General features: G+C 41.7%; 21 protein-coding genes. 11 read left to right on the forward strand and 10 right to left on the reverse strand.

Going from position 1 to position 21,480, the window contains the following annotated elements:
- Position 1: 1 nt before the first annotated feature.
- A complete protein-coding gene (locus ACKWCA_RS00490; protein WP_413976174.1) occupies positions 2-358 on the reverse strand; it encodes a rhodanese-like domain-containing protein in 357 nt (118 codons plus the stop codon).
- A gap of 116 nt (positions 359-474) precedes the next feature.
- Here ACKWCA_RS00490 and ACKWCA_RS00495 point away from each other — a divergent pair, with 116 nt between their 5' ends.
- A complete protein-coding gene (locus tag ACKWCA_RS00495) occupies positions 475-1,029 on the forward strand; it encodes a sigma-70 family RNA polymerase sigma factor (RefSeq protein ID WP_413977101.1) in 555 nt (184 codons plus the stop codon).
- A 226-nt stretch (positions 1,030-1,255) separates the two neighbouring features.
- Here the strand turns inward: ACKWCA_RS00495 and ACKWCA_RS00500 are convergent, their stop codons facing one another.
- On the reverse strand, positions 1,256-2,080 hold the full coding sequence (locus tag ACKWCA_RS00500; protein ID WP_413976175.1) for a UbiA prenyltransferase family protein: 825 nt from the start codon (positions 2,078-2,080) through the stop codon (positions 1,256-1,258).
- Positions 2,081-2,212: 132 nt separating this feature from the next.
- Between ACKWCA_RS00500 and gcvP the strand changes: the two genes are divergently transcribed.
- From gcvP to ACKWCA_RS00520, 4 genes are all read left to right on the forward strand, one after another.
- Positions 2,213-5,065, forward strand: a complete 2,853-nt coding sequence (gene gcvP / locus ACKWCA_RS00505) for an aminomethyl-transferring glycine dehydrogenase (protein WP_413976176.1) — start codon at positions 2,213-2,215, stop codon at positions 5,063-5,065.
- Between the two features lie 161 nt (positions 5,066-5,226).
- Positions 5,227-6,288 carry a 3-oxoacyl-ACP synthase III family protein gene (locus ACKWCA_RS00510; RefSeq protein ID WP_413976177.1) on the forward strand — a complete coding sequence of 354 codons (1,062 nt, stop codon included), beginning with the start codon at positions 5,227-5,229 and terminating at the stop codon, positions 6,286-6,288.
- Between the two features lie 79 nt (positions 6,289-6,367).
- A complete protein-coding gene (locus ACKWCA_RS00515; RefSeq protein ID WP_413976178.1) occupies positions 6,368-6,913 on the forward strand; it encodes a methyltransferase in 546 nt (181 codons plus the stop codon).
- Between the two features lie 119 nt (positions 6,914-7,032).
- Positions 7,033-7,884: a glycosyltransferase family A protein gene (locus ACKWCA_RS00520; protein WP_413976179.1), complete on the forward strand. Its 852-nt coding sequence runs from the start codon at positions 7,033-7,035 to the stop codon at positions 7,882-7,884.
- A gap of 57 nt (positions 7,885-7,941) precedes the next feature.
- Here ACKWCA_RS00520 and ACKWCA_RS00525 read toward each other — a convergent pair whose 3' ends face one another.
- The 7 genes from ACKWCA_RS00525 to ACKWCA_RS00555 all read right to left on the reverse strand — a co-directional run bounded on the left by ACKWCA_RS00525 (position 7,942) and on the right by ACKWCA_RS00555 (position 15,203).
- Positions 7,942-8,451, reverse strand: a complete 510-nt coding sequence (locus tag ACKWCA_RS00525; RefSeq protein WP_413976180.1) for an OmpH/Skp family outer membrane protein — start codon at positions 8,449-8,451, stop codon at positions 7,942-7,944.
- A 52-nt stretch (positions 8,452-8,503) separates the two neighbouring features.
- On the reverse strand, positions 8,504-9,373 hold the full coding sequence (locus tag ACKWCA_RS00530) for an OmpH/Skp family outer membrane protein (protein ID WP_413976181.1): 870 nt from the start codon (positions 9,371-9,373) through the stop codon (positions 8,504-8,506).
- Positions 9,374-9,463: 90 nt separating this feature from the next.
- On the reverse strand, positions 9,464-12,094 hold the full coding sequence (gene bamA / locus ACKWCA_RS00535) for an outer membrane protein assembly factor BamA (protein WP_413976182.1): 2,631 nt from the start codon (positions 12,092-12,094) through the stop codon (positions 9,464-9,466).
- Between the two features lie 4 nt (positions 12,095-12,098).
- Positions 12,099-12,839: an isoprenyl transferase gene (locus tag ACKWCA_RS00540; RefSeq protein ID WP_413976183.1), complete on the reverse strand. Its 741-nt coding sequence runs from the start codon at positions 12,837-12,839 to the stop codon at positions 12,099-12,101.
- A gap of 8 nt (positions 12,840-12,847) precedes the next feature.
- The gene (porG, locus tag ACKWCA_RS00545; protein WP_413976184.1) at positions 12,848-13,543 is read right to left on the reverse strand and encodes a type IX secretion system protein PorG; all 696 of its coding nucleotides are present in this window, start codon (positions 13,541-13,543) and stop codon (positions 12,848-12,850) included.
- A gap of 115 nt (positions 13,544-13,658) precedes the next feature.
- Complete coding sequence (locus ACKWCA_RS00550; RefSeq protein ID WP_413976185.1) at positions 13,659-14,540, reverse strand: NAD kinase; 882 nt, start codon at positions 14,538-14,540, stop codon at positions 13,659-13,661.
- A 6-nt stretch (positions 14,541-14,546) separates the two neighbouring features.
- The gene (locus tag ACKWCA_RS00555) at positions 14,547-15,203 is read right to left on the reverse strand and encodes a CBS domain-containing protein (protein WP_413976186.1); all 657 of its coding nucleotides are present in this window, start codon (positions 15,201-15,203) and stop codon (positions 14,547-14,549) included.
- Positions 15,204-15,292: 89 nt separating this feature from the next.
- Here ACKWCA_RS00555 and ACKWCA_RS00560 point away from each other — a divergent pair, with 89 nt between their 5' ends.
- From ACKWCA_RS00560 to clpX, 6 genes are all read left to right on the forward strand, one after another.
- Complete coding sequence (locus tag ACKWCA_RS00560; protein ID WP_413976187.1) at positions 15,293-16,006, forward strand: pyridoxine 5'-phosphate synthase; 714 nt, start codon at positions 15,293-15,295, stop codon at positions 16,004-16,006.
- A complete protein-coding gene (locus ACKWCA_RS00565) occupies positions 16,003-16,776 on the forward strand; it encodes an alpha/beta fold hydrolase (RefSeq protein WP_413976188.1) in 774 nt (257 codons plus the stop codon). Before ACKWCA_RS00560 ends, ACKWCA_RS00565 begins: the two co-directional genes overlap by 4 nt.
- A 168-nt stretch (positions 16,777-16,944) precedes the next feature.
- Positions 16,945-17,301: a phage holin family protein gene (locus tag ACKWCA_RS00570; RefSeq protein WP_413976189.1), complete on the forward strand. Its 357-nt coding sequence runs from the start codon at positions 16,945-16,947 to the stop codon at positions 17,299-17,301.
- 86 nt (positions 17,302-17,387) lie between these two features.
- Positions 17,388-18,710, forward strand: a complete 1,323-nt coding sequence (gene tig, locus ACKWCA_RS00575) for a trigger factor (protein WP_413976190.1) — start codon at positions 17,388-17,390, stop codon at positions 18,708-18,710.
- Positions 18,711-18,843: 133 nt separating this feature from the next.
- Complete coding sequence (clpP, locus tag ACKWCA_RS00580) at positions 18,844-19,524, forward strand: ATP-dependent Clp endopeptidase proteolytic subunit ClpP (RefSeq protein ID WP_413976191.1); 681 nt, start codon at positions 18,844-18,846, stop codon at positions 19,522-19,524.
- Between the two features lie 95 nt (positions 19,525-19,619).
- Positions 19,620-20,855, forward strand: coding sequence for an ATP-dependent Clp protease ATP-binding subunit ClpX (gene clpX / locus ACKWCA_RS00585; RefSeq protein WP_413976192.1), 1,236 nt, complete (start codon positions 19,620-19,622; stop codon positions 20,853-20,855).
- A 40-nt stretch (positions 20,856-20,895) separates the two neighbouring features.
- On the opposite strand, the gene ACKWCA_RS00590 is transcribed toward clpX, so the two are convergent.
- Positions 20,896-21,459: an alpha/beta fold hydrolase gene (locus ACKWCA_RS00590; protein ID WP_413976193.1), complete on the reverse strand. Its 564-nt coding sequence runs from the start codon at positions 21,457-21,459 to the stop codon at positions 20,896-20,898.
- Between the last annotated feature and the right edge of the window lie 21 nt (positions 21,460-21,480).

Here is a 21,480-nt window from a genome sequence, read left to right on the forward strand (position 1 = left end):
ATTATTTATTGTTGGCCGACCATGCGTCGTACCCTCCTTCAAGATTTACCACCTTTTTGTAACCTAAGGAGTCTAACAGCTGTTGCGCTTTCGCACTACGCCCTCCCTTCTTGCAGTATACATATACGGTTTCTTCCTTTCCGATTTTAGTCATTTGTTTTGAAAAGTCAGTATCAAACCAATTGATATTTATCGCATTCTCAAGATGGCCTGCTTTGAATTCCCCAGGTGTTCTTACATCGACCAATATCACGCTATTGATTTCATTCTGTGAGACTTCCGTGATAGGTTTTGACGACATTTGAGCACAGGAAAAATTGAATACGACAATGAAGAACAGTATTAAATACACTTTCATAACTGAATGTTTCAGTAAATATAAAAATTATGGCAGCATTAAAATTTACATCTCAAAAAGAAAATTTAAAGGTAGTTACATCAAATTCAGTTACATTTGATAACGAGAAAGGAAAAATGACAACTCATCAACTACAACCCGATTCTTGGGTCGATTTATACGCTGATTATCTTTTCAACTATGCGGTTGCCCGGGTTAGCGATTCTGAAATCGCAAAAGATCTGGTGCAGGAGACTTTTTTTGCAGGTCTAAAATCGGCAAAGAATTATAAAGGTGACGCCGCCGAACGCACTTGGTTAATCGCTATTCTCAAGCGCAAGGTAATCGATCACTATCGCAAAATCAATTCAAACAAAGGCAAAGCGGAAGTACGTATGAGCTATAGCTCAAATTCAGATTCTGAAGGGGACTGGTTGGAAGAACAAGTCGCCGATCCGTTCAGCACGCTGGAAAACAGCACAATCGAAAATGAGGAGCTAGGAATGGCCATTCATTCTTGTATCTCCAAATTACCCAGAAAACAAGCCCAAGTTTTCAAGATGAAAACAATTCAAGGGATAGGAACAGAAGAGATTTGTAATGAATTGGGAATTAATCCGTCCAACCTTTGGGTAATGATCCACAGAGCTAGAACAGCTCTAATGGGCTGCCTTAATGAAAATTGGTATTAGCTATGATTTCTTGTGATAAAGCCGCTATAATTTGCAACAAAACCCAATATGGGGAAGCTTCTTTTATGGATAAACTCAAACTGAGGTTTCATTTACTGATGTGCAAAACCTGTTCGGCTTTCACCAAAAAAAATACCGAATTCACTACACTTTGTGAAAAAGCGAACCTTCATAGTCTTTCAGAACAGGAAAAACTGAAAATGAAGGAGCAACTGCAGCGTAAACCCTAATTGGTCTGAAGAAAAGCCTCTAATAAAGCCCACCATAGAATCGATATACTCTCTATAAAAAAAGAGGCGTAGTATTTCGATTGGTTTCTTTTGGTCATATACATGACCACCCCCAAAAACAAAAAAATCAAGCCTTTCGAGGTGAGTTCCCCAATTGAAATTTCATCTTTCAAAAAGGTGGTGAAAAAAAACACCAAGGTCAATAATGCGCCCAAGATTTTTGTGTTTGTAACGCCATATCGTTGTGGTAAGGTTTTTAGATCGGGCGCATCGTAGGCCAGGTCACGTATTTCAAAAGGCACCATTAAGACGAGAATGAAAAGAAATCGCTGAAAGGTTTCTACTCCGGCATCCCAAGAGAAAAAAGTCTTACTTGAAAGTATTGGCAAGACTACCGTGGTACCCGACCAAACCAATGCCACTACAAAAATCTTAATCCCTCCCCAACTTCTGAGGTTCTTTGACACCGGCAATATAGGCAGGGCATATACTGCCACTAGTACCAAGAGAACCGCAATTCCTAAAAATGTATCGAAGTTCAAGAAATAGGCATGATAAAGGGCAAAAGGAACACAGAAAAAACTGAAGAGTTGAATACCCCGATGGTAACGATTCACGACCAAAATATATTTTTCAGCTTCTACGCCGTACTTTATAAAATTATAACAGGCAATAGATGAAAAAAATAGAAACCACCCAAGATGGTTTTCAAAAGAAATGTTCAATGTTAAACGGGTCACCCAAATCAAAGAAATCACAGCAAATGCCACATGTATACTAGCGTCGAGGTAAAAATCAAAAATGCGCCGTAAAACCTTCATTAAACAAAAGTAGCCAAACTGTTTATAACCCTTGATTTTGGTTAAAAACTTTCGTGTGCCGTGTCGATAAAGCACCTTTATACAGTGAATTAATCCTTAATTTTGCAAAGCTAATTTGAATAACTTTCATGTATGAAAACTGACGTGTTTGCATTGCGCCATATCGGCATTCAAAATAAAGATCTTCAGCACATGCTGCATAGTGTTGAAGTTGATAGTCTACAGCAACTTATCCAAGAGACGATTCCTGAAGAGATTCGCTTGAAAACGCCTTTACAATTGGATGCTCCTTTGAGTGAGCATGGATTTTTGACCCATATACAAGAGTTGGCCGAAAGAAACAAGGTATTCAAAAGCTACATAGGTTTGGGATATCATGAGAGCTTGACTCCTTCCGTAATCAAAAGGAACATACTAGAAAATCCGGGATGGTATACTGCATACACACCTTATCAGGCCGAAATCGCCCAAGGAAGATTGGAGGCACTTCTTAATTTTCAGACTGTGGTGACAGATCTCACGGGAATGGAGCTGGCCAATGCATCACTTCTAGATGAAAGTACCGCGGCAGCGGAAGCTATGACCATGTTATTCGATGTCCGCAGCCGGGAGCAGAAAAAAAGTGGCACGGTCAAATTTTTTGTATCTGAGGAAGTACTACCGCAAACACTTTCTCTTTTGGAGACCCGTTCAACCCCTTTAGGCATCGAACTGGTCGTTGGTAATCATGAAACTTTTGAATTTGGAAAAGACTTTTACGGTGCCCTTCTACAATACCCAGGAAAACACGGCATTGTACATGACTATGCTGATTTTGTCATTAAGGCTAAAAACGATGACATTAAGATTGCCGTAGCTGCCGATATTTTGAGTTTGGTCTTATTAACGCCTCCTGGAGAATTTGGGGCGGATGTCGTCGTAGGCACCACGCAACGTTTCGGGATTCCCTTAGGATATGGCGGGCCTCATGCTGCCTTCTTTGCCACCAAGGAGCAATTCAAACGAAGTATTCCCGGCCGAATTATCGGGGTGACCAAAGACACCGATGAAAAGCCAGCCCTGCGTATGGCCCTTCAGACGAGAGAGCAACATATCAAACGAGACAAAGCTACTTCCAACATCTGTACGGCGCAAGTGTTATTGGCCGTAATGGCAGGAATGTACGCCGTTTATCACGGGCCTGAAGGTCTGAAGTACATTGCCCGGAACGTGCATGCACACACTACGGCCCTTGTTGATGGGCTAGAACAAATGGGGCTCTACCAAACAAACCCTTCTTATTTCGATACGCTCGTCATCAAAGCGAATTCAAGTGTGGTCAGACCAGTGGCTGAAAAATACGAACTGAATTTTCTCTATGTAGATGATCAGACCATATCGATTGCGATTAACGAAGCGACTAGCCTTATCGATGTCAATCGAATTCTCAGCGTTTTTTCCGAAGCGTTTCAAAAAGATGCCATTCAAATAATAGATATTCCCACTACTTCTTCCATTCCCGAAAATGTGCGGAGAACGTCACCTTTCATGGAAAACAAAGTGTTCAATTCCTATCATTCCGAGACCGAGTTGATGCGCTATATCAAAAAACTAGAACGTAAAGACTTGGCTCTAAATCACTCTATGATTTCTTTAGGCAGCTGTACGATGAAATTGAATGCCGCCTCGGAAATGCTTCCCTTGAGTTGGAGCCAATGGGGCAATATACATCCGTTCGTCCCTATAGAACAAGCAGAGGGTTATCATATGGTCTTAAAGGAATTGGAAAAAGACCTCACGGAAATCACTGGTTTTGCGGGCACATCCTTACAACCGAATTCAGGGGCACAGGGTGAATATGCCGGTTTAATGACCATTAGGGCATACCACAAATCACGCGGTGAAGCACACCGTAATATCTGTATCATTCCGGCTTCTGCGCACGGAACGAATCCGGCTTCAGCGGTTATGGCCGGCATGAAGGTAATCGTCACCAAAACCGATGAAAAGGGCAACATAGATGTTTCCGATTTGGAAGAAAAAGTAACCTTACATTCAGAAAATTTGGCGGCTTTAATGGTCACCTATCCTTCTACCCATGGGGTTTTCGAGTCTTCTATTAAGCGGATAACCCAATTGATCCATGAACATGGAGGGCAGGTTTATATGGACGGGGCAAACATGAATGCCCAAGTCGGACTGACCCACCCAGGAATGATCGGTGCCGATGTGTGCCACCTTAATTTACACAAAACATTTGCCATACCACATGGGGGTGGTGGACCTGGTGTAGGACCGATCTGTGTGGCTTCACAATTGGTACCTTTTCTGCCAGGAAACCCTGTTATACCCACGGGAGGTGAAAAAGCCATCACAGCGATTTCGGCCGCTCCATGGGGCAGTAGTTTGGCTTGTTTGATTTCTTACGGATATATCAAGATGTTGGGCGAAGAAGGTCTTCGGCATTCCACTGAAATCGCAATTCTCAATGCCAATTATATTAAGCAGCGTTTAGATGGCAAGTACGAGGTACTTTATACCGGAGAAAGTGGAAGAGCTGCTCATGAAATGATTATCGACTGTAGACCGTTTAAAGTGAATGGCATTGAAGTGACCGATATCGCCAAACGTTTAATGGATTACGGATTTCACGCACCTACGGTATCCTTTCCGGTAGCGGGTACCATGATGATCGAACCTACGGAAAGTGAGAGCCTTATGGAACTGGATAGATTTTGTGATGCGATGCTCGCGATACGGGAAGAAATCGATGAGGCCAATGCCGATGATGGCAATAATCCTTTGAAGAATTCTCCACATACCATGGGTATGGTCACGACCGATGATTGGAAGTTCCCTTACACTCGGCAAAAGGCTGCTTTTCCCCTACCTTATATTGCGGAGAATAAGTTTTGGCCCACGGTCAGGCGTGTAGATGATGCGTATGGCGATCGTAATTTAATCTGTACCTGCGCCCCAATTGAGGCCTACGCTGAAGTAGAATAGTACCGAATACACCCCAAAATCAAGCCCTCACGCATTTCGCGAGGGCTTTTTCGTTTTCGCAGCCCTGCATATTCACCGGTTGAACGTCGTATTATTTGTTATGCGCGCATAACAAATAGTCAGGACTTGGCTATATTCCATCATCCTAAACCATTAACCTCATGAAGACCATCGGTATTACCGGAACAGGCAGTTACCTGCCAACACAAATCGTAAAAAATCAAGACTTTCAAACCCATGATTTTTTGAACCCGGATGGGTCTTCTTTTAAACAGGAAAACGGCGTCATTATTCAAAAATTCAAGGCTATTACCGGAATTGGTGAACGTCGCTATGTAGTCAATCATCTCAACACCTCGGATATCGCTTTTTTAGCAGCAGAACATGCGATTGCCGATGCCGGTATGGACAAGGAAAATCTCGACTATATCATTTTCGCACACAATTTCGGCGATGTGGCACATGGGCAAGCACAAGGCGACACCTTGCCAAGCCTTGCCACCCGGGTCAAACATCACTTGCGAATCAAAAATCCAAAGTGTGTTGCCTATGATTTACTATTCGGATGCCCGGGTTGGGTCGAAGGTGTCATTCAGGCGAATGCTTTTATAAAAAGTGGAATCGCCAAAAAGTGTTTGGTTATCGGCGCCGAAACCCTTTCAAGAATCACGGATCCGTATGACCGTGATTCCATGATCTATTCCGACGGGGCCGGAGCGGCTATTGTAGCCGAAACGGAAGGTCAGGGTCAAATTCTGGCACATGCCAGTGCCACTCATGCCAAAGACGAGGCTTACTTTCTGTTCTATGGCACGTCGAATAACAAAACGTCCACCAGGGATACAAAATTTATTAAGATGTACGGCCGGAAAATCTATGAATTCGCCTTGACCCACGTACCGCTGGCTATGAAAGACTGTTTGGACCAAAGCGGAAGATCTATTTCGGAGGTAAGGAAAATATTCATCCATCAGGCGAATGAAAAAATGGACGAAGCTATCGTCAAACGTTTTTATGAACTATATGAAAAAGAAATTCCAGCGGAGGTAATGCCAATGAATATCGGAAAACTAGGCAATAGCTCTGTTGCTACCATTCCGACTCTGCTCGATATGGTTCGAAAGGGAAAATTGGAGAATCATCAGATTCAAAAGGGAGATGTTGTTATCTTTGCAAGTGTTGGTGCCGGCATGAACGTAAATGCCATCACCTACGAGGTGTAAAAGTTCTGGTCGCTTTTTCAAGTAGTTTCTTGACCTTAGTGTCCAATGACTTAAGACCTCTCAACCAGAAACCTTTCCCATGTACGAAAAGACTTTTCCGAACAAGCGCTTTCAACATACCTTGTCATTTTTAGAGAAACACATCGCCAAAGACGAACCTATTTTAGATTTAGGCGTCGAGAATCCCTTTTCAACGATTATGAAAGAACACGGTTTTTCGGTTGAAAATACCGGTGGTGAAGATTTGGACCTGGACTATTCATCAGTTCAAAAATCAACGACAGGTGTGGTTACAGCTTTTGAGATTTTTGAACATCTTATTGCCCCTTTCAATGTACTACGAGAAATAAAGGCTAAAAAATTAGTGGCTAGTATACCTATGCGCTTATGGTTCTCAACAGCCTACAAAAGCAAGACAGATCCTTGGGACCGCCACTATCACGAGTTTGAAGATTGGCAGTTTGATTGGCTACTCGAGAAATCAGGATGGGAAATAAAAGATCGCGCCAAGTGGACGAACCCCGTGAAAAAAATAGGTATTCGGCCCTTACTCCGTAGTTTTACACCGAGATACTATATTGTGTATGCGGAAAGGCCAGCCAATTATCTCAAGGCACACTTATGAGACATTTGAACGAAAACTAATTGAGCAAATAGACGCCTGCCTACCTGTCTTGTAGGCAAGCGCCAGAACAAACAAATCTCGAGTATCGAGTCAACTAAGCCCACTATTCATCAAAACGGATGGACTACTACGTTATCATACCGGCCCACAACGAAGAAGCGCATTTGAGAGATGCACTCAATTCAATAGTTCATCAAAGTCTACCTCCAAAAAAAGTTGTCGTGGTCAATGATAACTCGACGGACGGAACGGAACGGATAATCAATACCTTCTTAGATACTAAAATAGATATACAAAAACTGAACAATAGTTCAGCTGACATACATATGCCGGGCAGTAAGGTTATACAGGCATTCAACAAGGGGCTCGAGCTACTTGATGATGCCTACGATTTTATTGTAAAATTAGATGCGGATATCATTCTGCCCGATAATTATTTTGAACGGATAGGTTATATCTTCCAAGGAAATCCGAAAGTGGGTATTGCCGGTGGTTTTGTCTATGAACAAGTCACCTATAACGAGTGGAAATTGAATCACCCCATGAACAAAAACCATGTACGAGGGGCCTTTAAGGCCTATTCAAATTCATGTTTTAAGGCCATTGGAGGACTCAAAGATGCCATGGGCTGGGATACAGTCGATGAGCTCTTGGCACAGTACCACGAATATGAGATCTTTACTGATGACAGTCTTCATGTCAAACACTTACGTCCGACAGGAAAGGCGTATAACCCCAAAGCAAAACTATTACAGGGGAAAGCCATGTACGCCATGCGTTATGGGCTATTGATCAGTTGTATCGCCTCGTTGAAAATGGCTTGGAAACAAAAAAATAGAAAGGCATTTTTTGCCAATATGTATGGTTTCTTCTTGGCTAAAAAGGAACGGGAACCTTTCTTGGTCAACGCGAAGGAGGGTCGATTCATTCGTACACTGAGATGGCAAGGTATTCGACAGAAACTTTTGTAAACAAAAAACATCCCGCTAAGCGGGATGTTTTTTGTTTTCGTAATCAGTTTCTATTTTCTAGAAACCCAATTCTTGTTTGACCTCGGCAAGCAAATCCTTACCTCTGGCAACAATCAGACCACCACCGGCCTGAGCGTCGATGACATAGTCAAAACCTTGGGCCGCAGCAACTTTTTCAATGGCCGCTTTCGCTTTTTCCGAAATAGGACCGAAAAGTTCTGCCTGCTTTTTTTGAATTTCTTGCTGTGCTGCTTGTTGTGCTTCGCCAATGCTCTTTTGAAAGCCTTGTAGTTCAACCGCTCTTTTATCGTTTTCTTCTTTCGACATATTCGCCGCCTCGCCCTCGTATTGACGAAATTTATTTTGAAGTTCGGTCATCGAAGCTTGAATATCTGCCTGATACGTTTCAGAGAGTTTCTTCAATTCTGATTCAGCAGCCTTCATTTCTGGCATATCGGCCAACAATTTTTGAACGTCGATGTGCGCTACTTTACTTTGCGCATTGACAAAACTGCTAGCAGCAACAAACAACACTAGGGCTACTGCGATTTTCTTTAAATGTTTCATGACTTATTAAGTTTATGTATTTGAGAGTTAATTAATGGTATTCGAGTTAATTTTAGTTAATCGTATCTTTTTCTGTTTCCGTTATTTTTTTTCGGTCTTCCTGCTTGGCTTTCTTTCTGGCCTCACGTTCTTCCAACAACTTTTTTCTTCTTTCTTCATACGCTTTTTTGCGCTCTTCTCGTAATTTTAACTGCTCAGCCCGTTTCTCATCGGCGCTTTTGGCCCTAGCCTCATTTGCAGCTTTGGCCTTATCTTGACGTTCTTGTAGCGCCTCGCTAATAACCTCCTCCTCTTCTCCATCGCCTTCAAAATCTTTCAAACGACTTTCTTGTGCTTTTTTCTTCTTTGGCGCACTTACCTTTCGGGTTCGCGCGATGCCCCTTAAGATGATATCACTGATATCGTGTCTTTTTTGGGAGTACAACATTACAACATCCGCAGATTTATCGAAAATAAAATCATATTTTTTATTGGTCCCGATTTTTTGCACTTCATTGAACACCTGATCTTGTATCGGTTGTATCAACTGCCGCTTCTGAAGTACCAAATCCCCTTGCGGTCCGAAACGAGCTTGTTGGTATTCCAACATTTCCTTCTCCAGTATCTGAATCTCCTCTTCCCGTTCGGAAATCAATTCATCGGTCAAGAGCACCTTCTCCGCCATAAGGTCTTTCTTCATTTGCTCTACCTCACTTTGCTTCTGCTCGATCTCTACTTTCCATTTTTCGACCTTCGTCGCCAATTGTTCCGTTGCTCCTCGATACTCCTCTACATTTTCAAGAATGTATTCCATATCAACATAGGCAATTCGAACTCCACGCTGCGCTATGGCAGTGGTCGTGCAAAGTATAGCTCCCAGTATAAAAAGAACGTTTGAAATTGCCCACCGGGCTTTCCGATTTGATTTTAGTATTGTCTTCATTACAATTTCGTTTTATCCTATAGAAAATACCGTGCCAAAAATACTAAAACTATTAAAATCAATGCTTTAGATTTCTACACAGCTGCTAAATTAAAACTGCTGGCCGATAATGAAGTGTGTTTCCCATCCATGTGCCCCAGTCTCGCGACCGGTATTATCAGGATCGAATCCGTAACCGAAATCAATACCCAATAAACCAAATGCGGGCATAAAGATGCGAAGCCCCACACCAGCCGATCGTTTTATTTCAAACGGATTAAAATCTTGAAAATTGTTGAAAGCGTTACCTCCTTCTAAAAAAGTAAGGGCATAAATGGAAGCAGAGGGCTTTAATGTGAGCGGATACCTCAATTCTAAGGAAAACTTGTTGTAGATCAATCCTCCTTCTTGTTGGCCTGTCAATGGATCCAGCGGGGTCAGGGTTTGCTCGTCATATCCTCTTAACTGAACAATATCCCTACCATCTAAGGTAAAGTTACCCAGACCTGTACCTCCCACAAAAAAACGTTCAAACGGCACATCGCCCACATCATTATTGTAGTTTCCTAAAAAACCGAATTCCGCATTGGTCCGCAACACTAATGATTTATCGGCACTACCGATCAAAGTAGTGTACCAATCACCCTTGAACTTTACCTTGTAGTATTCCAACCACCGGAAACGCTCTTGATCGATTTCTTCAAGTCGCGTCTGTTCTTCAGCTGATAACCCTCCATTTGTTATCCTTTGCAGATTCAGTTCTTCATTTTCATCTCGCAAAGATTTGAAATCTTTATTACTGAACAGCGAATACGGCGGTGTAAATTTACCCGTGATCTCGAAATTGGAACCGCCTCTTGGAAATATACGCCCCCCGGAGGTAGCGTTTCGCGAAACGCCAAAAGTATAGGCCAAGGAATTGGATTTTCCGTTTCCAAAATTGAAGAGACCGATATTGTAATTTCTAAAATCGTAAAGTTGATAGGCCAGGGAATGTGAAATCGTAAAATAATCATCTGGCCAACGCACTCTTTTGGCAAGACCTGCCGTAACTCCGGTGATAGAAAATTGTTGATTCTTATCCGGCTCTATTCTACCGTTTAGAATTCTCCCGAACTCATCACGTGCGATACCGAACTGTTGGGTTCTAGAAAAGGAAAGATTGAATCGTACCGGTTTTTTTCCACCTAACCATGGTTCGCTAAAGTTCAAACTATAGACCCTGAACGTTCTACTCGCCTGTACACGCAACGCAAATGTTTGACCGTCACCCATGGGTACAGGTTTATAGGCCTCTCCCTTGAACAGGTTCTGTATTGAAAAGTTGTTGAATGAGAGTCCCAATGTACCTATAAAACCACCGCCGCCGTAACCTCCCTGAAGTTCAATCTGGCTCGATCCCGACTCTACTAAACTATAGGCCAAATCTACGGTACCTTCATTGGGATCCGGGTTCTGAATATCTGGCTTCACCTGTTCCGCATCAAAAAAGCCCAATTGGCCCAATTCTCGAATACTTCGAATGATGTCTGACTTATTGTATTTCTGACCAGGTCTTGTGCGCAGTTCCCTAAAAATCACATGGTCATTGGTTTTATCGTTACCCGCAACCGTAACATGATCGAGAAAGGTCTCTTTACCTTCTACAATACGAATCTCAAAATTAATGGTATCGTTTTCAGCGGAAACCTCGACCGGATTAATATTTGAAAAGAGATAGCCGTTGTTCTGATACAGACTCGTTATATCTTGAGCATCGGGCTTGGAGTCGTCTGCGATTCTTTTACGCAGTTCCACCCCATTGTATACAGCACCTTTTTTGATACGCAATACACTTTGTAGCTGCCTGTCCGTATATACTGAATTACCTACGAAATCGATGTCACCAAAATAGTATTGGTTACCCTCTTCGACTTTGATTTTTAGCGCGATATTGTTTTCATCTACCTTAACAATGGTATCCGAAAGTACTCTCGCATCACGATACCCGTTTTCGGCATACTTGTCAATTAATAAATTAAGGTCATTATCGTAATCCTCTTCTATATATTTTGACTTCTTCCAAAAGCGCCCAAAGCGTTTCTTCTTCGTTTTTTTCAGGGCCTTACGGAGCTTCTTGTCCGTCAGCTTCTCATTACCTTCAAAGACAATCTCTTTGACCTTGACCTTATCGCCCTTATTCACGTTGATAACCATACGTTGGGCATTGGTTTCCGAGGTATCCTTAGCTGTTATGATGTTGACTTTTGCATTCAGAAAACCCTGTTTCTTATACTTGTTCTGGATATAGTTTCGAGAATTCGCAATGAGACTCTCGGTTATCTTCTTACCTTTCTTTAAGTCGGTATCTTTAAGGATGTCGTCAACTTTTCGAGGCTTTACCCCATTTACAGTAACGGAAGTCAATGTCGGTCTTTCACTTATCGCCAGTTCCAGGAATATCTTATCACCCTCCACATTGACCACATAGAACTCAATATTGCTAAAAAGTTCCAAGCCCCAAAGTTTGTTGATGACCGCACTGATCTGGTCTCCAGGCACTGTAATAGGCTGCCCCACTCTTAAGCCGGTGTAGGTTTTGACGGTCTGTTCGTTATAGCTCTTTAAGCCAGTAACGTCGAGCCCCCCTAAAATGTACTTTTTGCCATCCTCATAAGAACCGCCGCCCTGAGCGAAATTGATTATTGAAGTTAAAAGGAGTAGAAGGGTAAAAAGGACTTTTAGTGATGTGGTTCTTTTCACATCATTAATTGAGTTGTTCGCTAGTTTTTCCAAATCGTCGTTCTCTGTTCTGGTAATTCTTTATGGCCTCAACTAAATGATGCTCTTTAAAATCGGGCCAAAATACGTCAATAAAATATAGTTCGGCGTATGCAATCTGCCAAAGTAAAAAATTGCTTATCCTATGTTCTCCACTAGTACGGATAAGCAAATCTACATCTGGTAAATCGTGCGTGTAAAGATGAGTATTTATAATGGTTTCATCAATATTTTCGGGAGAAATTATATTATTTTTAACTTTGATACTTATCTGTTTCACAGCATTTTTCAGCTCTTCGCGAGCGCCATAACTCAGGGCCAAAGTCAAGGTCATTCCGGAATTTTTCTTTGTGGTTTCCATCACCTCCAAAAGTTCTTTACGAGCACTCTCCGGCAAAGAATCAATATCACCTATCGTATTTAACCTAATGTTGTTTTTCGTAAAGGTCTTTAATTCTTTTTTCAAGGAGGAGACCAAGAGCCGCATAAGGGTATCAACCTCTATTTTAGGGCGCTTCCAATTTTCTGTGGAAAACGTATATAGGGTCAGGTACCGAAGACCGATTCGTACGCAGTCTTCGACCGTACTGCGAACGGTTTTCACCCCATTTTCATGACCAAAGACACGAAGTTTGCCTTTTTGTTTGGCCCATCGCCCGTTACCATCCATAATGATGGCGATATGGACCGGCAGGTTTTCACTCTTAATATCTTTTGTAGTATTCATTTCCCATATTACTCAAAACAATCCATACATGGCTTTCTGCCAAAGGTGTAGGTAAAGGTCAGACCTGTAAAAACATACCAATCATCGCTAAAAACATTTCCGAAGGCCGGGTCTATCTGTTGGCTTATATTCGATTTTTCCGGATTACTGGCATCAAGGTTATCCGTAAACGTATACCGTGCACCAATTTCGCCCCCCAAGATAAAAAGTTGGCTGATCCGATATTTAAAGCCAACGGTCATCGGTATGGCGAATGCCCCATCTCTCTGATCAAGGTTCTGCAACCTTCCCGCGTCAAAATAATTATAGTCATATCTGAAATAGGTCACCCCAGTGTACAAATATGGCGTAAATGTCGGGCCTAATTTATGCAAATTATATTCAACGAAGTTAAACTCCAGTCCTGCCGATGCTTCCAAGATGGAGTTGTTGACTACAAACCCCCGTTCTCGCCTTGAAGCAATACTTGATTTTGAGTCATCGGCGGTGAACTTCCCGTAAATCAAACTAGCCCTCCAGGCGTACCGCTTACTTTTATTCCACTTGAACAGCCCCCCTACCGCGAAATCCGAAGGTAGGATAAAATTGGTTTTACCAACATCGCCAATATTATTGGCTCCTCCTCCAAAAACCCCAATTTCATAGGTTTGTGCCTGCACGATACCCATAATGGAAAAGAGAATTAAAAAAAGTAAACTCCTCATAAATTCTAAAAGTTTGCAAATATAACAATTGCAGTGGCTTACACTATTGAATTATCACATTCCTGTTCTCACATGATAAACAGTTTTTAGAAGTATTTATTGTTTTGCTCGAAGTTCAATTACGCCTGTCTTCGCCCCATAAAAGCTTGTTGCGAAGCGTTTTCAAGAAACTTTCAGAAGTGTATTCGATCATTTTAACCGAGAACCCTGCTTTTCGAATATGAATTTCCCTACCATTCTCAATTGAGGCAATGCGGGAATCCAGGGAAACCAAATGATTATCTTCCCTACCCGATACTTTTAGACGTATCACGGTATCGTCGGAAATTACCAACGGACGGGCATTTAAGTTATGTGGCGCAATAGGGGTCAACACCAATGATTTGGCCGTAGGCACAATTACAGGACCACCGCAACTCAAGGAATATCCGGTCGACCCGGTGGGCGTAGCGATAATCAGGCCATCTGCCCAATATGAAGTCAGGTATTCGTCATTGAGATAGGTCTCGACAGTAATCATAGAAGTGGTATCTTTTCTACTAACGGTAACCTCGTTCAGGGCAAAGTTCATTTCCGCGAACTCCGGAATACCACCACTCGCACTGACTTCAACTAAGCTTCTTTCAACAATCGAATATGATCCTTGGGTAAATTCAGTAACCACTTTTCTAACATCCTCTTTCTTAAAGGTCGACAAAAAGCCTAAGCGCCCTGTATTCACACCCACAATAGGTATCCCCAAATCGCGAACATAGGTCGTGGCCCTTAAAATAGTACCATCTCCCCCGAAGCTAACGAACATGTCAAAAGTACTGTCAAGGCCCGTGATTTCATCAAAAGTATCACAAGCACTTACCCCCTTGGTTTTAGACAATAGGGAGTGAAACTCTTTTTCTATGGAAATCGCGGCATTGACCTTTTGAAGTTCATCTAAAAGCTCGAGAACATATGAAACAGCACTTTCTTGGTAGGTCTGCCCGTAAATAGCAACTTTCATATCTTATTATACGTTAAGATATTTATCCAAATAATCAGAGCGTTGTTTTAAGTCTTCAAGAAACTGATCATCATTCGTGCCAAAAATGATATTATAGTTATACCTCCTAAAGGTCTGCTGAATCTCATTTAGATTCGTAGTACCGATTTTGATGGTCACCTGAACAACATCATTGTGAATATCGGTTATGAACCCCCCGATAAACCTAGTGTTATTACTTTCAACAATTTGGGCTATTTCACTAAATGAATAGTCTTTGATTCCTTTTTCAACAATAAGGATTCCTCCTGGTTCGGTGAAAAAAGGGGTGTCTATGAACATGCTAACAATATCGGTGATATCGTAGTAGCCCAATACATCCTCACTATCACCCAAAACGGGCAAAAGGTTCGATTCATTACGCGCAAACTTCTCAAGTACATCGAGCCAGTTGGTATCTTTTCGAACAAAAAAGCTTTCTAGATTGTAGCGATAATCCTCGATTTTTTTTCCTTCCTCGAAAGTCTCTAGATCGGCTTCATTGAAAACACCTAAGTAACGTCCTTTTTCAGCTACGGCAATATGCGAATAGGTATGCCCTTTGAAAAATCGGATTACCTTTTCCAAAGATTCACCTACGTCGAAGACCTCAATATTGGACAAAATGTGGGTTTGAATCTGCATCGCTTTAATTATATCGCAAAATACTAATTTAAAACATCAAAAGGCATGCCTAATTCGTATTTTTGGGTCTTATTAAATCAATTTAGCACATGACAAAACTTAGCGTCAACGTGAACAAAATAGCGACCTTGAGAAATTCACGTGGTGGTAATGTACCGGACTTGCTCAAGGTCGTTTCGGATATTGAGCGTTTTGGAGCCCAAGGCATCACTGTTCATCCACGACCCGATGAACGGCATATTAAGTATCAAGACACAAGAGACTTGACAAAAGTCGTGACCACTGAATTCAATATCGAGGGGAATCCAATTGATCAATTCGTGGAGTTGGTTTTGGAAACGAAACCTACCCAGGTCACTTTAGTTCCTGACAGTGTTGACGCCATTACTTCGAATGCCGGATGGGATACCATAGCCCATAAAGACTTTCTTAAGGAAGTCATTCAGACCTTTAAAGCCCAAGGCATACGAACCTCTATCTTTGTAGATGCCGACACCCGAATGGTAGAGGGTGCAGCCAATACCGGAACAGACCGTATAGAGCTGTATACCGAAAGCTATGCAAAAACCTACGTCGAAAACAAGGAAAAAGCAGTTTTAGACTTTACAAAGGCGGCCGAAATAGCACATTCATGTGGTTTAGGGGTCAATGCAGGACATGACCTCAGCTTGGACAACATTGCATACTTCAAAAAACATGTCCCGCACTTACTTGAAGTTTCTATAGGTCACGCCCTCATTTGCGAGTCGCTCTACTTTGGGCTTGACAATGTTGTGAATATGTATTTGAACAAATTGAAATGAGCGAAATTCTACATTCACGAATCATCGGAAGCGGAACACCTTTAATCATACTACATGGTTTTCTTGGTATGTCTGACAACTGGAAAACGCTAGGCACGAAGTATGCCGAAAATGGCTATGAGACGCATTTGATCGATCAAAGAAACCACGGTAAAAGCTTCCATTCGCAAAATTTCAACTACGATCTTTTGTCTGATGACCTAAAACGGTATATCGAACATCATACCTTGGGAAAAATATGCATCATAGGTCATTCAATGGGTGGCAAAACAGCTATGCAGTTTGCTTGTGACCATACCGAGCTCACCGAAAAGCTAATTGTTGCTGACATTTCACCCAAGTACTATCCGCCGCATCACCATGACATCATCAATGGTCTGCGCGCTTTGGATTTCGAAAAAATAAAGTCCCGAGGGGATGCCGATGCCGAATTATCCAAATTCCTTAGCGATTTTGGTACGCGACAATTTTTGTTGAAAAACCTCTTTTGGGCGGAGAAAGGAAAGTTGGCCCTTCGATTCAACCTACCTGTACTAAGCACAAAAATGGAAGAAATCGGAGAAAATATAAGTGCGACGGCACAATTTGGGGGACCTACCTTATTTTTAAAAGGAGATGCCTCGGAATATGTAGCGGAAACCGACCTTCCAGAAATCAAAAGACATTTTCCACTGGCAAAAATCGATACTATCGAAAACGCGGGCCATTGGGTACACGCGGCCAACCCTACCCAGTTTTTTGAAAAATCCCTTGCCTTTATGAATTCCTAATCCAGCGTACCGTGTATACTTCGATTTCATCTTAGACATTCATGGTTAAATCTCCACGGTTTTACCAACTCAGAAAAACCATTGTATGTTCACAATAGAATAATAAGTACCTTTATAGGAGCCAGTTTTTAGGCATCCTTTTTGTTTGACACCCTTAAAAACATCCATATGAAATTTCTATTACGATTACTTTTGAGCGCTCTTGCCGTTGTGGTCTTATCAAAAGTATTGCCCAATGTCTCTGTTGACAACTACACCACCGCCCTTATCGTGGCCGTCGTATTGAGTCTCCTGAATTTTATCGTTAAACCTATTATGGTCATCTTGACATTACCGATTACCATTGTAACCTTTGGTCTTTTTTTATTAGTGATCAATGCCGTCATCATTTTGTTGGCCGATCACTTTATCGATGGCTTTGCCGTAAATGGTTTTTGGTGGGCCCTGTTGTTCAGCCTACTGCTTTCATTTCTCCAATCGATTTTATTTTCATTCTTGAAGTCCGATAAAACGAAGTCAAAATAGATTGAATCCCAGCACTTTAAAAACTTGGTGGATGGGCTAAATTATACTACTTTTGCATCCCGTTTATTTTATCAAAATAGTGACAAATGAATATTACGAAAGAGCAGATTGATGAATTGAATGCCGTTGTAAAAGTGGCAATTACCAAAGATGACTACCAAGATAAGGTTGACAGCATCCTTAAAGATTACAAGAAACAGGCCAATATACCCGGCTTTAGAAAGGGTCAGGTGCCCATGGGGTTGATCAAGAAGCAATATGGAAAAGCGGTCTTGGTCGATGAGGTGAACAAGTTGATTCAAGACAACCTGAACAACTATCTCACTGAAGAAAAATTGGATGTACTTGGCAATCCCCTGCCAAAGCAACAGGATGGTTTCGATTGGGATGCCGAAAATTTCGACTTTGAGTTTGAATTGGGTCTGGCTCCAAATTTCGAAGTCCCCTTAAAAACCAAGAAAGCCATTACCCATTACAAGATCGTTGCGGACAAAAAGATGATCGACGAGCAAGTCGAACGTATCCAGAAACAATATGGTAAACTCATAAGCAAATCCGAAATCAGCAAAAAAGATGAGATTACAGGTTCATTCGTAAATGAGGAAGAAGAAATAGAACATAAGACCACTATCGAGCTCGACCGATTCAAGAGTAAAAAAGCAATGGACGCCCTTGTTGGTAAAAAAGTGGGGGATTCCGTTCTTTTGAGTACGAAAGGACTGTTCAAAGAAGATGCGATGCTCGCTTCTTCTTTAGGAATTTCTCAAGAAAAAAGCGAAGGGCTTAAAATCGATGTTACCTTCATTATCGATGAAATAAACGAGCGGGAACCCGCAAAGCTGGACCAGGAGCTTTTTGACAAGCTCTTTGGAAAGGACGAAATTACTTCTGCCAAAGATTTAAAAGAACGTATTAAGGAGGATTCCGAAAAGCAATTCGAGCAGCAGTCAGACCAGAAGCTCTTGAATGATGTGACCGAGTATTTCATCGAAAACACGAAGTTCGATCTTCCTGCCGGTTTCTTGACCAAATGGATTCAAATGACGGGTGAAAATCCGTTGACCGAAGAACAGGCAAGCGCCGAATACGAAAAGTCGGAAAAAGGATTGCGCTATCAATTGATCGAAGGTAAAATAATCAAAGACAACGACCTTCAAGTACAATTCGACGAACTAAAAGAATTCGCCAAAGGTTTCATTAAGTCGCAAATGGCACAATATGGGCAACTTGACCCACAAGAAGAAGAGTTAGATAATATTGCCGCAAGAGTTTTAGGAAATCAAGATGAGGTGAAACGTTTGTCGGAACAATTGATGAGCCAGAAATTGATGAACCTCTATAAGGAAAAGGCAAATCTCAAGGAAAAGGAAGTGACCTATGAAGACTTCGTTAAAGAAGTTTATGGGTAACCAACCGACCTGATGTTTCTGCTTTAAGGTAGAAAACACAAAAAATTCGGTTTCAAAAGTATTAAGTATCTTTACGGTGCCGAAAATTTGTTTTTCGGCACCTTTTTTATTTAAAAAATTCAACGAAAAACGAATGGATTACGGAAAAGAATTCAAAAATTACGCAATAAACCACCAAGGGATAAGCAGCACTTATTATGACAAAATAATGAGTAGTATGTACCCGGTGAACATGACCCCGAATATTATCGAAGAGCGCCAACTGAATGCGATTGCCATGGACGTCTTCTCAAGACTCATGATGGATCGAATTATCTTTTTGGGCACGGGCATTAATGATCAGGTCGCGAACATCGTACAAGCACAACTGCTATTTTTAGAGAGTGCCGATGCTTCAAAAGACATACAGATTTATATTAATTCTCCAGGAGGGAGTGTCTATGCCGGTTTGGGTATTTATGACACCATGCAATTTATCAAACCTGATGTAGCCACTATCTGTACAGGAATGGCGGCCTCTATGGGTGCGGTACTCCTATGCGCCGGTGAAAAAGGCAAGCGCAGTGGTTTGACCCATTCTCGTGTAATGATCCATCAACCTATGGGGGGTGCACAAGGGCAAGCCAGTGATATTGAAATTACGGCGAGGGAAATCTTGAAATTGAAAGAAGAGCTCTACGAAATCATAGCCAAACACTCAGGTCAGACCCTCGAAAAGGTACATGATGACAGTGACCGCGATTATTGGATGAAAGCAGAAGAAGCCAAGAAATATGGCATGATCGACGAGATTTTAGTTAGGGATCGCGATTAATTTCGACGAATCACGGGAAAATTGGGATAATCTACCAATGGAAAGTAAACCAAAAACGTTTTTGAAGCGTTAGAGTTTGTAAGATAACAACTATTATGGCGAAGGAAAATCTAGAATGCTCATTTTGTGGCAGAAAAAAACCGGAGACCAATCTTTTGATTGCTGGACTTGATGCACACATTTGCGATAGATGTATCGAGCAGGCACATGGCATTGTGGCTGAAGAAAGCAAGCAGACCAAAACCAATGACCTTTCATCAGAACTTGTTCTTAAGAAACCCCAAGAAATCAAGGAGTTTCTCGATACGTTCATTATCGGCCAAGAACGCACGAAAAAGGTAATGTCGGTGGCTGTTTATAATCACTATAAACGACTTTTACAGCCACAGACCAAGGAAGATGATGTAGAAATCCAAAAAAGCAACATTATCATGGTCGGTCAGACCGGTACAGGAAAGACCTTAATGGCAAAGACCATTGCAAGAATGCTCAATGTACCTCTGGCAATTGTTGATGCCACGGTTTTGACAGAAGCAGGTTATGTTGGCGAGGACGTCGAAAGTATTTTGACACGTCTGTTGCAAGCTGCGGACTATAATCTCGAAAAGACGGAACGGGGTATCGTGTTCATTGATGAAATCGATAAGATCGCTCGTAAAAGCGATAACCCATCCATAACACGTGACGTTTCTGGTGAAGGAGTGCAACAAGGCCTCCTGAAGCTTCTGGAAGGCACTGTCGTTAATGTACCGCCCAAGGGAGGCAGAAAGCATCCGGATCAAAAGTTCATTGAAGTAAATACGGAAAATATCCTTTTTATAGCCGGAGGTGCCTTCGATGGTATTGAAAGGGCCATTACTAAAAGGCTGAATATGCAGGCCGTTGGGTATAGTGCTTCAAAGGCGGACGAAAACCTAGATGAAAGCAACATCTTACAATATATCATCCCCAAGGATTTGAAAGATTTTGGATTGATTCCTGAGATTATCGGTCGACTTCCCGTACTGACCTATATGAATCCTCTAGACGAGAAAACATTGCGTGCCATTCTTACCGAACCCAAGAATGCGATTATAAAGCAGTATGAGAAATTATTCGCTATGGATGGTATTTCTTTTACGATTACCGATCAAGCCTTGGAGTATATTGTCAAAAAAGCCATCGAATACAAATTAGGAGCGAGAGGACTTCGTTCGTTATGTGAAGCGATTTTCACAGACGCTATGTTTGAAATGCCTAGTAGTTCGGAGACCGAATTCAAGGTTACCAAACCCTATGCTGAGGAAAAACTCTCTCACGAAACCATTAAAAAACTAAAGGCGGTCTCTTAGACCGCCTTTAGTTTTATCTTATACAAAGTTTCAATGGCCATTAAGCCACTTTTATCTTATGCAATTTTTTCGGTTTTTGAGTAACGGACTTTAATAGATCCAAACACACCTTACTGATTATTTTTTCGTCAGTATACATGTCATGACCGAACCCTTCGAAAAGCTCCGATTCCAAATTAAGTTTTTTATACCAATCCCCTTTGGGTCGATATACATCATGATCTCCGAATAGCACCGTTGTTTTACAATCAGGTCTGTTTTCCTCAGCTCGGATTCTTGTCGAAGATACCGTATATAACGATTTTATTGGTAAGCCTAGCAAACCGGCCTTCCAAGCAATTGTACCACCTGTACTGAATCCTAAGTAATGTGCCGGTTGCGTTTCTTTTTTCATGAGGTGTGCAACAGCTGTGTCGATTCCTCCTTCTACGAAAGCCCTATGAATATTTTCAGTGGTATGCACCTTTACATCCAAATTGGCCAATTGCTGGCTATCATGATAGGTAATATCAAAATATTGTTGAAGGTATCCGAGGTATGATGTAATCCAGAGTCCTCTCTTGGAACCCCACATATCGGATACAATTACAAGTCTTTCGGCCATAATTCTAGTTTATAATTAGTT

The organism is Maribacter corallii (genome assembly GCF_047345415.1).
In the GTDB taxonomy this organism is placed as follows: domain Bacteria; phylum Bacteroidota; class Bacteroidia; order Flavobacteriales; family Flavobacteriaceae; genus Maribacter_C.

Coding starts and splice junctions, on each gene's coding strand:
- ACKWCA_RS00510 (WP_413976177.1), top strand. CDS start 5,227: ATGAAGACCATCGGTATTACCGGAACAGGCAGTTACCTGCCAACACAA.
- ACKWCA_RS00490 (WP_413976174.1), bottom strand. CDS start 358: ATGAAAGTGTATTTAATACTGTTCTTCATTGTCGTATTCAATTTTTCC.
- gcvP (WP_413976176.1), top strand. CDS start 2,213: ATGAAAACTGACGTGTTTGCATTGCGCCATATCGGCATTCAAAATAAA.
- ACKWCA_RS00530 (WP_413976181.1), bottom strand. CDS start 9,373: ATGAAGACAATACTAAAATCAAATCGGAAAGCCCGGTGGGCAATTTCA.
- porG (WP_413976184.1), bottom strand. CDS start 13,543: ATGAGGAGTTTACTTTTTTTAATTCTCTTTTCCATTATGGGTATCGTG.
- ACKWCA_RS00590 (WP_413976193.1), bottom strand. CDS start 21,459: ATGGCCGAAAGACTTGTAATTGTATCCGATATGTGGGGTTCCAAGAGA.
- ACKWCA_RS00520 (WP_413976179.1), top strand. CDS start 7,033: ATGGACTACTACGTTATCATACCGGCCCACAACGAAGAAGCGCATTTG.
- ACKWCA_RS00565 (WP_413976188.1), top strand. CDS start 16,003: ATGAGCGAAATTCTACATTCACGAATCATCGGAAGCGGAACACCTTTA.
- clpP (WP_413976191.1), top strand. CDS start 18,844: ATGGATTACGGAAAAGAATTCAAAAATTACGCAATAAACCACCAAGGG.
- clpX (WP_413976192.1), top strand. CDS start 19,620: ATGGCGAAGGAAAATCTAGAATGCTCATTTTGTGGCAGAAAAAAACCG.
- ACKWCA_RS00525 (WP_413976180.1), bottom strand. CDS start 8,451: ATGAAACATTTAAAGAAAATCGCAGTAGCCCTAGTGTTGTTTGTTGCT.
- ACKWCA_RS00555 (WP_413976186.1), bottom strand. CDS start 15,203: ATGCAGATTCAAACCCACATTTTGTCCAATATTGAGGTCTTCGACGTA.
- ACKWCA_RS00550 (WP_413976185.1), bottom strand. CDS start 14,540: ATGAAAGTTGCTATTTACGGGCAGACCTACCAAGAAAGTGCTGTTTCA.
- ACKWCA_RS00570 (WP_413976189.1), top strand. CDS start 16,945: ATGAAATTTCTATTACGATTACTTTTGAGCGCTCTTGCCGTTGTGGTC.
- ACKWCA_RS00560 (WP_413976187.1), top strand. CDS start 15,293: ATGACAAAACTTAGCGTCAACGTGAACAAAATAGCGACCTTGAGAAAT.
- ACKWCA_RS00495 (WP_413977101.1), top strand. CDS start 475: ATGACAACTCATCAACTACAACCCGATTCTTGGGTCGATTTATACGCT.
- ACKWCA_RS00540 (WP_413976183.1), bottom strand. CDS start 12,839: ATGAATACTACAAAAGATATTAAGAGTGAAAACCTGCCGGTCCATATC.
- tig (WP_413976190.1), top strand. CDS start 17,388: ATGAATATTACGAAAGAGCAGATTGATGAATTGAATGCCGTTGTAAAA.
- ACKWCA_RS00515 (WP_413976178.1), top strand. CDS start 6,368: ATGTACGAAAAGACTTTTCCGAACAAGCGCTTTCAACATACCTTGTCA.
- ACKWCA_RS00500 (WP_413976175.1), bottom strand. CDS start 2,080: ATGAAGGTTTTACGGCGCATTTTTGATTTTTACCTCGACGCTAGTATA.